Annotated in this window: 13 protein-coding genes; 4 read left to right on the forward strand and 9 right to left on the reverse strand. The window is 71.9% G+C overall.

The window, feature by feature from the left end:
• On the forward strand, positions 1 to 1,769 hold a 1,769-nt coding region (locus DLJ58_RS32870; protein WP_208741468.1), incomplete at its 5' end, for an exo-alpha-sialidase.
• Between the two features lie 63 nt (positions 1,770 to 1,832).
• Here the strand turns inward: DLJ58_RS32870 and DLJ58_RS32875 are convergent.
• The 7 genes from DLJ58_RS32875 to DLJ58_RS35250 form a co-directional block, all read right to left on the reverse strand.
• Positions 1,833 to 2,450, reverse strand: a complete 618-nt coding sequence (locus DLJ58_RS32875; RefSeq protein WP_124862816.1) for a malonic semialdehyde reductase — start codon at positions 2,448 to 2,450, stop codon at positions 1,833 to 1,835.
• Positions 2,451 to 2,511: 61 nt separating this feature from the next.
• Positions 2,512 to 3,072: a flavin reductase family protein gene (locus tag DLJ58_RS32880; protein ID WP_124862819.1), complete on the reverse strand. Its 561-nt coding sequence runs from the start codon at positions 3,070 to 3,072 to the stop codon at positions 2,512 to 2,514.
• On the reverse strand, positions 3,069 to 4,403 hold the full coding sequence (locus DLJ58_RS32885; protein WP_124862822.1) for an LLM class flavin-dependent oxidoreductase: 1,335 nt from the start codon (positions 4,401 to 4,403) through the stop codon (positions 3,069 to 3,071). The genes DLJ58_RS32880 and DLJ58_RS32885 overlap by 4 nt, the downstream gene beginning before the upstream one ends.
• An 11-nt stretch (positions 4,404 to 4,414) precedes the next feature.
• A complete protein-coding gene (locus DLJ58_RS32890; RefSeq protein ID WP_124862825.1) occupies positions 4,415 to 5,281 on the reverse strand; it encodes an ABC transporter permease in 867 nt (288 codons plus the stop codon).
• Positions 5,274 to 6,119, reverse strand: a complete 846-nt coding sequence (locus tag DLJ58_RS32895) for an ABC transporter ATP-binding protein (protein WP_124862828.1) — start codon at positions 6,117 to 6,119, stop codon at positions 5,274 to 5,276. The genes DLJ58_RS32890 and DLJ58_RS32895 overlap by 8 nt, the downstream gene beginning before the upstream one ends.
• The gene (locus DLJ58_RS32900) at positions 6,116 to 7,144 is read right to left on the reverse strand and encodes an ABC transporter substrate-binding protein (RefSeq protein ID WP_124862831.1); all 1,029 of its coding nucleotides are present in this window, start codon (positions 7,142 to 7,144) and stop codon (positions 6,116 to 6,118) included. The genes DLJ58_RS32895 and DLJ58_RS32900 overlap by 4 nt, the downstream gene beginning before the upstream one ends.
• Positions 7,145 to 7,275: 131 nt before the next feature.
• Positions 7,276 to 7,353: a putative leader peptide gene (locus tag DLJ58_RS35250; protein ID WP_349881247.1), complete on the reverse strand. Its 78-nt coding sequence runs from the start codon at positions 7,351 to 7,353 to the stop codon at positions 7,276 to 7,278.
• 247 nt (positions 7,354 to 7,600) lie between these two features.
• On the opposite strand from DLJ58_RS35250, the gene DLJ58_RS32905 reads away from it, so the two are divergent.
• Positions 7,601 to 7,780, forward strand: coding sequence for a DUF4236 domain-containing protein (locus DLJ58_RS32905; protein WP_030333600.1), 180 nt, complete (start codon positions 7,601 to 7,603; stop codon positions 7,778 to 7,780).
• 69 nt (positions 7,781 to 7,849) lie between these two features.
• Here the strand turns inward: DLJ58_RS32905 and DLJ58_RS32910 are convergent, their stop codons facing one another.
• Both DLJ58_RS32910 and DLJ58_RS32915 read right to left on the reverse strand, forming a co-directional pair.
• On the reverse strand, positions 7,850 to 8,734 hold the full coding sequence (locus DLJ58_RS32910; RefSeq protein ID WP_124862833.1) for a hypothetical protein: 885 nt from the start codon (positions 8,732 to 8,734) through the stop codon (positions 7,850 to 7,852).
• Positions 8,735 to 8,758: 24 nt separating this feature from the next.
• Complete coding sequence (locus tag DLJ58_RS32915; RefSeq protein ID WP_091400855.1) at positions 8,759 to 9,280, reverse strand: VOC family protein; 522 nt, start codon at positions 9,278 to 9,280, stop codon at positions 8,759 to 8,761.
• A gap of 49 nt (positions 9,281 to 9,329) precedes the next feature.
• Here DLJ58_RS32915 and DLJ58_RS32920 point away from each other — a divergent pair, with 49 nt between their 5' ends.
• Both DLJ58_RS32920 and DLJ58_RS32925 read left to right on the forward strand, forming a co-directional pair.
• Positions 9,330 to 9,791 (forward strand): MarR family winged helix-turn-helix transcriptional regulator, encoded by a 462-nt coding sequence (locus DLJ58_RS32920; protein ID WP_124862836.1) that lies wholly within the window; start codon positions 9,330 to 9,332, stop codon positions 9,789 to 9,791.
• Between the two features lie 57 nt (positions 9,792 to 9,848).
• The coding region (locus DLJ58_RS32925; RefSeq protein WP_244219231.1) for a tetratricopeptide repeat protein at positions 9,849 to 11,037 on the forward strand (1,189 nt) is incomplete at its 3' end.

Below are 11,037 nucleotides of genomic sequence, written 5' to 3' on the forward strand. Positions count from 1 at the left end.
CTCGTGGGCTCGGAGATGTGTATAAGAGCCAGCTGCCGCGTCGAGTGATAGCGGTCATGGCCGCCGTCCTCGGGGTGGCCGCGATCCTGCCCGCCACGCCCGCTCACGCCGCCCCCGCCGGTGTGAGCGCGACCGCCAGCTCCGACTGCACGACCGGCCGCCTCAACCTGCGGCTCACCAACGGCAGCGCCACCGCGCAGACCTTCACCGTCACCTGGCCGGGCCGCACCAACTCCCCCTGGACCCGGACAGTCGCCGCCGGCAGCAGCAGCAACGAGCTGTACTGGACCCTCCCGGCGGGCACGGCGTACACCCTGCGCACGACCACCCCGACCGGCCTGGACGACACCGCGACCGGCATCTTCCACTGTGGCACCGGCATGTCCGCGGTCGCCAGCTACGACTGCACGGCCGGCCGGCTCCAGCTCGCGCTGGAGAACCGCACCACGACCGCCCGGGACTTCACCGTCACCTGGCCCGGCCGCACCGGGTCCCCCTGGACCCGCACCATCGCCGCTGGCGGCAACTACCTGCACTACTGGACCGTTGGCGCTGGCACCGCGTACACCCTGCGGGTCACCGCCCCCGGGTTCGACAGCACCCTGCGGGGCACCGCCGGTTGCGGCCTGGCCGCCGGCACCCCGCAGATGAACGCCACGACGGTCATCAGCACGCAGTCCGTCATCCGCAACCTCAACGGGCCCAACGGCCGTTACGACGGCACCTCCGCCTCGGTCCGCATCCCGGGCATGGCCGTCACCAACAACGGCACCGTGATCGCCGTCGCCGACGCCCGGATCAACGGCTCGTACGACCTCGGTGGCGGCACCAACAACATCCAGATCGCGATGACCCGCAGCACCGACGGCGGCCGCACCTTCGACCAGCCGCGGATCATCCACGCCCCCGCCACCACGAGCGAGGGAGCGGGCGACCCGAGCCTGCTGGTGGACCGCAGGACCGGCACCGTCTACTGCTTCTACACCTACTCCCCCAAGCCGGGCATCAGCTTCTGGTCCGGCTCCTCCGGTCTCAACACCGCCAACGACCCGAACAGCCTGCACCTGCAATACATCACCAGCCGGGACAACGGTGCCACCTGGAGCGCCCCGGTGGAGCTGAACCCGACGATCAAGGTCCCCACCTGGCAGCAGGCGTTCTTCTCCTCCGGGCACGGCATCCAGACCAGCACCGGGCGCCTGATCCAGCCGTTCGTCTACCGGGACGGGGCGGGTCTCACCCAGACCGGCAACATCTACAGCGACGACAGCGGCGTGACGTGGAAGCGCGGCGGCCCCGCCGGCGGAAACATCAACGAGAGCAAGGCAATCGAACGCGGCACCGGCGCGATCGTGCAGAACATGCGGCACAACAGCACCCGTAGCCGGTTCTACTCCACGTCCACCGACGGCGGCGTGACGTTCGGCCCGGCCACGGCCAGCGCCCTGCTGACCGATCCGCTCTGCAACGCTGACGAGATCTCGTACCTGCGCCCGTCGGAGGTGGGTGCGAACGGCGCACCGGTGCGCACCCGTACCGCACTGTTCAGCAACAACGCGGCCCCGGCCGCGCGCAACGACCTCACCGTCCGACTCTCCACCGACGATGGTGCCAGCTGGCCGGCGCGGGCACTGGTCAAGCCGGGCGGCGCGGGCTACTCCACGATGGCCGTCCTGAACGACGGCACGATCGGCAACCTGTACGAGGTGGGCAACACCGGAGGTATCTTCTTCGCCCGCTTCACGCTGGACTGGGTCAAGGGCGCCTGACCCGCAACCTTCCGCCCCCGGTGCTGGCGCTACGCCGGCACCGGGGGCAGTCCCGTTCGTCGCTCAGCCCTCGAGGGTGCGGATCACCTCCCCGGTGGCCAGCCGGGGCAGGCGGGTCGGCCCGGTGTGCGGTCCCGGGTGCCCGAGGTTGAGCAGAAGCAGCACCTCGTGGCGCCCGTCGGGGAGGAACTCACGCTGCACGCCCGCGGTGTCGAAGCCCGCCATCGGGCCGGCCGCGAGACCCGCCGCGCGGACACCGACGATGAGGTAGCCGATCTGCAGGGTCGCGTTGAACCGGGCCTGCTCGACCCGCGCCGCGCGGTCCGCCAGCCAGTCCCGGGCCTGCGGACGGTGCGGATACAGCTCGGGCAGCCGCTCGTGGAAGTCCACGTCGGCGGCGAGCACCGCCACCAGTGGCGCGCTGGCCGTCTTCGCCCGGTTGCTCGACGAGACGTACGGCAGCAGCCGGGCCCGGGACTCCGGCGAACGCAGCAGCAGCACCCGCAACGGCTGGCCGTTGTACGCGGTCGGCCCGTACCGGATCAGGTCGTGGATCGCCGCGACCTGGGCGTCGGTGACCGGCTCGTCGGTGAACGTGTTGGCCGTGCGGGCCGCCCGGAACAGCAGGTCCTGGGCGGCCCGGTCCAACGCGAGCAGGTCGGCCGTGGTCGGTGCCGTCACGTCGGCACTCCGCTTCCCCGCGTTCCGCCGCGACGCGCCACGTGCCCGATGGTTCGCTCGCTCACGTCGGCACGGCGGTGGTGTAGCCGCCCCGGTGGTGCACCAGCGGTGCGCCGTCGCCGCCGTCGCCGAGCGCCAGTGGTTCGGCGATCACCAGCGTGTGGTCGCCGGCCGGGACCCGGTGCACCACCCGGCAGAGCAGCCGGGCCAGAACCCCGTCGAGCAGCGGCACCCCGAACGGTCCGGGCGTCCAGTCCGGGTACGCGGCGAACCGGTCGATGCCGCTGGTCGCGAAGACCGTGGCGGCCTCCCGCTGCCCGGCGCTGAGCAGGTGCACGGCGACGTGCTCGGCGCGGGCGAGCACCGGCCAACTCGACGACGCCACCCCGAGGCAGAACGAGACCAGCGGTGGGTCCAGCGACACCGACGTGAACGAGGTCGCTGTGAAGCCCGCCCGGATGGGCGCGCCGATCCCACCGAGGCAGGCGGGGTCGGTGGCGCGGGCGACCGCGGTGACCACCGTGACGGTGCTGGCCTGCCGCCGCAGCAGCGCGCGGAACAGATCCGGGTTCACCGGTCGCAGCTCGGCGATGTCCGCCGAGGGGCGCTCCACGGTGGTCATGCCGGCACCAGGGCCGACGCGGCGTACGCGCTGGCCGGTCGGGGCAGGCCGTAGTGCTCGCGCAGCGTCCGACCCGAGTACTCGGTGCGGAACAGCCCACGGGAGCGCAACACCGGCACCACGTGGTCGACGAAGTCGGCGAGCCCGCCGGGCAGGTGCGGCGGCATGATGTTGAACCCGTCGGCGGCGCCCTGGGTGAACCACAGCTCGATCTGGTCGGCGACCTGCTCCGGCGTACCGGCCACGACCCGGTGACCCCGCCCGCCGCCGAGTCGGCCGATCAGCTGGCGGATGGTGAGCTGTTCCCGGCGGGCCAGCTCGGTGACGAGCTGGTAGCGGCTCTGGTGGGCCTGCACGGTGCCGGCGGCCGGCAGCTCCGGCAGCGGCCCGTCCAGCGGCAGGCCGGTCAGGTCGATGCCGAGCATCCCGGAGAGCTGGGCCACTGCGTAGTCGGGGACGATCAGCTCCTCCAGCTCCGCGGCGAGCGCCCGCGCCTCGGCCTCGGTGCCGCCGAGCACCGGCGCGATGCCGGGCAGGACCTTCACCAGGTCCGGGTCCCGGCCGGCGGCGGCGACCTGCCGGCGCAGCTCGGCGTAGAAGCTCTGCCCGTCGGCGAGGGTCTGCTGTGCGGTGAAGACGGCCTCGGCGTAGCGGGCGGCGAAGGCTGTCCCGTCCGGCGACGAGCCGGCCTGCACCAGCAGCGGTCGACCCTGCGGCCCCCGGGGGATGTTCAGCGGGCCACGTACCTGGAACTCCGGCCCGCGGTGCGCCACCTCGTGCACCCGGTCGGTGTCGGCGAACACCCCGGCCGTGGTGTCGAAGACCAGCGCGTCGTCCTCCCAGCTGTCCCAGAGCTTGATCGCCACGTCGACGAACTCGGCGGCCCGCCGGTAACGGTCGGCGTGTGCGGGGTGGCTGTCCCGGTTGAAGTTGACCGCCTCCCGTTCCTGCGCGGAGGTGACGATGTTCCAGCCGGCCCGACCGCCGCTGAGGTGGTCCAACGAGGCGAACTTGCGGGCGACGTGGAACGGCTCGTTGTAGGTGGTGGAGACCGTCGCGATGAGACCGATGTGCTCGGTCACCGCGGCGAGCGACGCGAGCAGGGTCAGCGGCTCGAAGACGGCCTGGATGTTGTGCCGGGGGTTCGGCCCGACCGAGAGACCGTCGGCGAGGAAGAGCGAGTCGAGGGTGCCGCGTTCGGCGATCCGGGCCAGCTCCTGGAAGTGCCGTACGTCGGTGACCCGACGCGGGTCGGTGCGGGGGTGCCGCCAGGCGGCCTCGTGGTGGCCGACGCCCATCAGGAACGCGTTGAGGTGCAGGGTACGGGTCATTGGTGTCCGTCCTATCCGACAGAGACGTCGACGCGCCACGTGGAGAAGCGACGTTCGAGGGTGACGAGGATCTGGTTGACGACCAGGCCGATGGCGGAGATCGTGATGATCCCGGAGTACATGTCGGCGATCGCGAAGTTGTACTGCGCGTAGTTGATGAGGTAGCCGAGGCCGGCCTTCGCGCCGACCATCTCGGCCGCGACCAGCACCAGGATCGAGTACGCCCCGGCCAGCCGGACGCCGGTGAAGATGGTCGGCACCGCGGCCGGCAGGATCACCTTCTGGAACAGCCGCAGGTGGTTGAGCCCCATCGAGCGGGCCGACCGGATCAGCAGCGGGTCGACGCCCTTCACCCCGGCGATGGTGTTCAGCAGGATCGGCCAGGAGCACGCGTACAGCACCAGGGCGATCTTGGAGGTTTCCCCCAGGCCGAGGATGAGCACGAACACCGGCAGCAGGGCCAGCGCGGCGGTGTTGCGGAACACCTCCAGCAGCGGGCTGAGCAGCTCGGCGAGCGGCCGGTACCAGCCGATCAGCAGCCCGAGCGGGATGGCGGTGAGCACCGCGAGGCCGAGCCCGGCCAGCGACCGGGTGAGGCTGGCGCCCACGTGCTCGGCGAGCTGCCCGCTGCGCAGTAACTCCCACCAGGCCACCAACACCTCCGACAGCGGCGGCAGGAAGACCCGGTCCACCAGCCCGAGCCGGGGTGCGCCCTCCCAGATCGCGGCCAGCGCGGCGATGGCGACGGTACGGTGCAACACCTTCGCGCCGATGCCGAGCAGTCGACCGGCGCGACCGGGAACGGCCCGGTCGGCCGCAGCGCGGGGCACTGTGGGTGGGCCGACGAGTCGGGTGGGACGTTCGGCGATGTCAACCAACGCGGGCCTCCTCGGTGTGGCGGACGCCGGTGCCCTCGGCCGCCTGGGCGGCCCGCACCTCGTCCCGCAGCAGGGTCCAGATCTGGTGGCGGTGGTGGCGGAACGCGTCGGTGGAGCGGACGTCCTCGACCGCGTCCCGGTCGCCGAGGTCGATGTCGATGACCTGTTTGAGCCGCCCTGGCCGGGACGTCAGCACCGCCACCCGCTGACCCAGGTAGACGGCCTCGTCGATGCCGTGGGTGATGAACACGATCGTCTTGCCGGTGCCGGCCCAGATTCGCACCAGCTCGTCCTGCAACGAGTCGCGGGTCTGCGCGTCCAGGGCGGCGAACGGCTCGTCCATCAGCAGCACGTCCGGGTCGTACGCGAGACTGCGGGCGATGGCCACCCGCTGCTTCATCCCGCCGGACAGCTCGTGCGGGTAGCGATCGGCGAACCCGCGCAGCCCCACCAGGTCGAGGTGGTGCTCGATCAGGGCAGCGCGTTCGGCGCGTGGCACCCCCTTGGCCTCCAGGCCGAACGCGACGTTGCCGGCGGCGGTGCGCCAGGGCAGCAGCGCGTACTGCTGGAAGACGATGCCCCTGTCCAGGCCGGGACCGGTGACCGGCCGACCGTCGACGAGCACCCGCCCCGAGGTCGGCCCGGTGAGCCCGCCGAGCAGGTCGAGCAGCGTGGACTTACCGCAACCGCTGGGGCCGACGACGACCAGGAACTCGCCAGGGCGTACCCCGAGGGTGACCTCGTCCAGCGCGGTCACCGCGCCGGCGCCGCCACGCCGGCTGGCGCGGACCGGGAAGGTCTTGCTCACCCGATCAAAGAGGATCTTGTCGGTGCTCACGCGCTCCCCCCGTCCACGAAGGGGTTGAACCGGTTGGTGTAGATGTCGCCGGGCTTCGGACGGTCGCCCTTGAGCTCGCCCTCGGCGGCGAGCCAGTCGATCCAGGTGCCGAACTCCTGCTCACCGATCACGCCGCCACGGCCGGCGACGCCACTGCTCTTCCAGTACGCGACCAGCGACGGGTCCTCGTTGCGGCCGCGCTTGCCGATGATGTCCCGCATCCGGGCGACCACTGTCTCCCGGGGTTGGGTGCGGGCCCACTCGATGGCCTTGCCGACCCCGGTGACGAACGCCTTGACGGTCTCCGGGTTGCGCTTGATGAAGTCGTCGCGGAAGACGTAGGTGCCGCCGCTGAAGGCGCCGAGCAGCTCGTAGTCGGTGAAGATGGTGCGGATGCCGCCGCTGGCGACCGCCTTGTCCCGGATCACCCCGCCGAGCACCGCGACGTCGATCTGCCGCTGCCGCAGCGACTGCTCGGTGTTGACCGGTGGCAGGGCGACCAACTCGACCTGCTTGATCTCGGCGGGGGTGAGGCCGCCGCGGGCGAGCCAGGTCTTGAGCACGGCCTCGGCGTGCGCGCCGAGGGTGTTCATGCCGACCTTCCTGCCGATCAGGTCGCGGGGGCTGCGGACCGGGCTGTCGTCGAGCACGTAGTAGCCCTGGAAGGTCTGCGCGTCCGAGCCGTAGTAGCTGACCACGGCGGTGATCGGGGCGCTGGCGGTGGCGAGCTTGACGATGGCGCCGTTGAACGCGCCGCCGAAGTCGCTCTGCCCGGTGGCCGTGGCCTGGATGTCCTGCGGGCCACCCGTGACGTTGCCGATCCACTTGAGCTTGACGTCGCCGAGGTAGCCGAGGTCGGCGGCGAGTTCGGGGAGGGTGACCTGACCGACCGAGCCCTGGTAGCGCAGCTCGCCGGCCTGGGCGCCGTCGGCTGCCGCGTCACCGCCGCAGCCGGCGGTGGCGGTGAGCACGACCAGCGCCGCAACCGCGGCGAGGGTACGCGGAATGGCACGGGGTGGGGACATGAGGAGTCTCCTGATCTGTCCACGATGGGAGCGGGGACGCCCGGATGAGGGCGTGCGGGCACGCTGCTCCGCGTTGAGCGGGCGGGCGATGGGAGTGCGGCGCTGGAGCCGAGCCGGATGGACCGGTCAGCTCAACAGAGCGCGCTCGCGTGCCGGACCAGGTCGACGTGCACACGAGCGGTGAGGAGAAGCTCATCCCGCTGCGACATGACCCCATGCTGCCCGGGACCGGAACGAGCGGTCAACGGTCTTCCAGAAGATGAGACTTCAATCGCTGCCGATGTTACGAAGCGCCACGAGCAGCGTTTACCGTGCCGCAACACCTATCTGGTGGATAGAGATTGGATGTCCGGCGGGCGACCGTCCAGGACGGACAGCGAGAGGGTTTCAAAAGTTGTCGGTTCGGGCATGTTCGATCTCGACACGGCAGGAAACGGTGACGAGGGGAGACCTCCGATGGGCCTCATGTTTCGCAAGCGCAAGAAGTACGGTCCGATCATCCTGAACTTCACCGAGAACGGCTTCTCCTCGTGGAGCATCAAGATCGGTCGCTGGTCCTGGAACTCCAAGGCGCGTGCGCACCGGGTCGACCTGCCGGGTCCGCTCTCCTGGAAGCAGGACAAGTCCCGGTCGTAGACATCCCGGGAGTCGAGCGGGGTGCCGGTGATCCACCGGCACCCCGCTCGGCGTCTGCGGGGTGGGCGCTCAGCGCGCCAGGGTGATGATCTCGTCGCCGGCCAGCCGCCCGGACTCGCGATCGCGGCGCAGGGCACCGGCGGCGATCAGGTCGACGAGCGCCTGGTTGGCGTCGGCGGCCCGATAGACGGTCACGGTGAGGGTGTGCCGACGCAGTTCGGTGACCGACCGTGGCCCACCTGCCCGCAACTCGGCCAGCAACTCGTGGGCCAGCGGTTCGAGGTCGGGATCGCCGACCACGTCGACAGTCGTGCCGGTCGGGTCGAGCGGGTCGCGGTAGCGCACGTCGAGGTCCGCGCCGACCGCCCAGAGCGCGTCACGGACCACCTCCAGACTCCGGTCGGAGCGGCTGCCGAACGCGATCACCCCGGCAGCCTCGCCGCCGGGGAGCACCGGTGCCACCTCGGCGACCAGGGGAAAGCCGGCGGAGACGAGCAAGTCTCGGGCGCTGTCGCCGGTGTGCAGCAGCAACTCTCCGGTCCGACCGTTGGTCGCGGCGGTGAGCAGCTTCGGCGTCACCGCGCCCGGCAGGTCCACGAAGGAGAACAGCGGCGCGCCGGCCGCCCCGGCGGCCTTCACCGCGACGGGCAGCCGGTACGGCTCGCCGGGCAGCAGGTGCACGGTGACCTCGGCGGGCAGTTCCGCCTCGATCGGGCCGAGTCGGGTTGGCAGGTCGTCGGCGGCGTCGGTCAGCACCAGCACCGTCACCTGCCGGCCGCGCACCTGGTCGCCGTGCGTGGCGACCAGGTGCAGCGCGGCCTCCGCGCTGCCCGCGTCGGCGCCCGCGAGGGCTATGGTGGCCCGCCGGGAGCGGTGCAGGGCCGCGGGCAGCCAGGTCGTCAACTGGCGGACCAGCAGCTCGCGGAGGAAATCAGTGGTCCGGTCGGTCGGCATCGGTCCGTTCTACCGTACGGGCGGTCAGGCCGGGACGGAGATCCCCACCCCGCCCCGGGTCTGGCCGCCGTAACGCTGCCGCTCGGCGTCCAGGTCGAGCCGACCGATCTGCTTGCGGGCGGCCAGCGCGGTGTCGTCGAGCAGGTCGGCCGGGATCAGCCAGACCACCTCGAACTCCAGACCGTCCGGGTCCTTGCCGTAGAGGCTCTTGGTCGTGCCGTGGTCGGAGGTGCCGGCCAGTGCGCCGGCCGCGGCGAGCCGCTCGGCGGTGGCGGCCAGCTCGTCGAGCGTGTCCACCTCCCAGGCGAGGTGGTAGAGGCCGACGGTGGACCGGCCGGCGGTCGACCGCCCGGCGCCCGCGCCGATCTCGAAGAGGCCGAGGTCGTGGTCGTTGGTGGAGTCGGGGGCCTGGAGGAAGGTGGCGCCCCGGAAGCCGTCCGGGGTCATCGCCACCGGGCGGAAGCCCAGCACGTCGCGGTAGAACGCGACGCTGCGGGCGAGGTCACTGACGTAGAGGACCGCGTGGTTGAGTCGATGAATACCCATGACCCGAGAGTAGCGCGATTTAGTTGAACATTCAACCATCCGGAGTATGATGGCGGTCATGACCCGCTGGTTGGACCCCGACGAGCAGCGCACGTGGCGCGCGTACCTCACCGCCTCCCGGGTGCTGATGGACAATCTCGACCGTGAGCTGCAACGCGACGCGGGCATGCCGCACGCGTACTACGAGATCCTGGTCCAGCTCTCCGAGGCCCCCGGTCGTCAACTGCGCATGAGCCAGTTGGCGCAGGCCGCGGGGTCGTCCCGCAGCCGGCTCTCGCACGCCGTGGCCCGGCTGGAGGCCGCCGGCTGGGTGCGCCGCGAGGACTGCCCCACCGACCGGCGCGGGCAGATCGCGCTGCTCACCGACGAGGGTTTCGCCACCCTCGCGGCCGCCGCACCCGGCCACGTGGAGGGGGTACGCCGACACCTGTTCGACGCGTTGAGCCCCGCCCAGGTCGACCAGCTACGCCGGATCAGCGAGACCCTGGCCGAGCACCTGACCGGATCCTGACCAATCGACACCGGCGCGGGTCTTGTACTTACCGTCGTCGGATGAGCACGATGGGGCGTGTCTTCCGGCTTCGGTGAACTGACTGATCAGGCGCACCACCTCGTGTCCTCCGGCGATCTGGCCGGCGCACAGCAACTGCTGTCCGACGCGCTCACCGACGCCGACCCCCGCCCGGCCAACGCCACCCCCGAGCTGGCCGAGGCGGCCAGCCTCCAGGCACGGGTGCTGATCGCCCTCGGCGAGCCGCACTCGGCACGCGGGTGGGCCGCCTTCGCGTACGCGGCCACCACCCGCCTGCACGGCCGCGCCGACCCGCGCACGGTGGCCGCGGCGGCGACTCTGGCCGCGGTGCTGCACCGGGTCGGCAGCCACTCCCGGGCGGCGCGGCTCTACCAGGAAGTCATCATCGAGCTGACCGCGCAGGACGGCCCGGAGTCCCTGCGGGTGCTCGCCGCGCACGCCGACCTGGCCACCGTCGAGTACGCACGCGGCCAGTGCACGGTGGCTCGCGACCGCCTCCAGGACGCCTGGGAGCTGCACCGCGAGGTGTACGGCGACGGGCACCCCAGCGGCATCAAGATGCTGGCGCGGCTCGGAGCGATGCAGCGCGACTGCGGGCAGTTCGCCGAGGCACACGACAACCTGGCGCTCGCCCGTGAGCTGTGCCGCCAGCACCTGCCCGCCGACGACCCGCTGGCCACCCAGGTGGCGGCGCTGGCCCGGGCGGCGGCCAGTCCCGACCACGCCTGCGCCGACAACCCGCCCACAGCTCGGGACACGCCGGTCGTGCCGGCCGCCCGCGTCCCACCGCACGGCGACGGGCCGGCCGAATCCGGCTACCACCCGCAGGCAGCCGCAACCCACCACGCCGGGGCGGTGCCGAATCCCCGGCTGCCCTCCGACGAGGCGCTCGGGTCGACGGGCAGCAGATGGTCGACCGAAGCGTCGGACGAGCCGTCGCCCCACCCCACCGACCCTCCGGTGCCCCCGTCGGTGGTCGGGCTGGCCGGCGGCACGGAGGAGCAGCCCGGGGTTTACCGGCTGCACCGACCCGCCGACCCGTACGGCTCGCCCGACCCGAACCCGCCGTCCGACCAGCCGCAACCGTCCGACCCGTACGCGCAGCCCGACCCGTACCAATCGTCCGACCCGTCCGCGCAGATCGAGCCGTACACGCCGTCGCGGCTGCTGCCGGTGCCCGTGCACCGCGCGCCGCCAGAGCAGCGCAACCGGCTGGTACCGGTGC

It is taken from the genome of Micromonospora arida, from assembly GCF_003857035.1.
Taxonomy (GTDB): Bacteria; Actinomycetota; Actinomycetes; order Mycobacteriales; family Micromonosporaceae; genus Micromonospora; species Micromonospora arida.